The 645-nt window shown below is 69.6% G+C and carries 2 protein-coding genes; both read left to right on the forward strand.

Features of this window, described 5'->3' with window-relative positions:
• Positions 1–184: 184 nt before the first annotated feature.
• The gene (locus BHU15_RS37245) at positions 185–448 is read left to right on the forward strand and encodes a hypothetical protein (protein ID WP_255293314.1); all 264 of its coding nucleotides are present in this window, start codon (positions 185–187) and stop codon (positions 446–448) included.
• Positions 445–645: PIN domain-containing protein (locus BHU15_RS37250; RefSeq protein ID WP_497210048.1), on the forward strand; the 201-nt coding region annotated here is incomplete at its 3' end. The genes BHU15_RS37245 and BHU15_RS37250, both read left to right, overlap by 4 nt.

Here is a 645-nt window from a genome sequence, read left to right on the forward strand (position 1 = left end):
CGCGGGCCAGTGCCCGGCCCGCAGGGGCCGGGCACTGGCCCGCGAGGTGCTGACGGCGGGGGCCTGCGCGGCGATGTGAGACTCCCGGCCCCGAGAGAGGGCCGGGTCCCCCAAGAGAAGGAATCTGATGACCATCCTGTTGGAACGGCCACCCGAGACGGTATACCGGCGGTATACTTGCGTCATGGCCGATACCACCGTCAAGGTTGACCCCGCTGTCCGTGACCGCCTCATGATTCTCGCGCGCGAGCGCGGGCTGACGATGCGCGATCTGATCGCCGAGCTGGCCGGGGCGACGCCCACAAAGGAAGAGCTGCGGCTGCGGTACGAGGCGACCAAGGCGTACTGCGAGACGCACTTCGGTGTGACGCTCACCGACGAGGACCACGACAGGGCCGAAAAGGTCTGGCAGGACTTGGAGGCCGGTCGGCCCGTGGACAGCCTGTGAACGGGTCCACCGGGGTGGTGTACGACGAGACCGCACTCGTCGCTCTGGGCGCGGGCAACTGGCTCGCCTCGCAGTTCATGTCCAACACGGAACACGGCCCGACGAGGCACGTGTACGTACCGGCCCTCTGCCTCGCCGCCGCCGACGGCAGGCGCAAGGGTCTGGCCGACCATGTCGGCGCGCTGCCGGCCGCCGAG

Origin of the sequence: Streptomyces niveus (assembly GCF_001723055.1) — a bacterium.
Taxonomy (GTDB): Bacteria; Actinomycetota; Actinomycetes; order Streptomycetales; family Streptomycetaceae; genus Streptomyces; species Streptomyces niveus.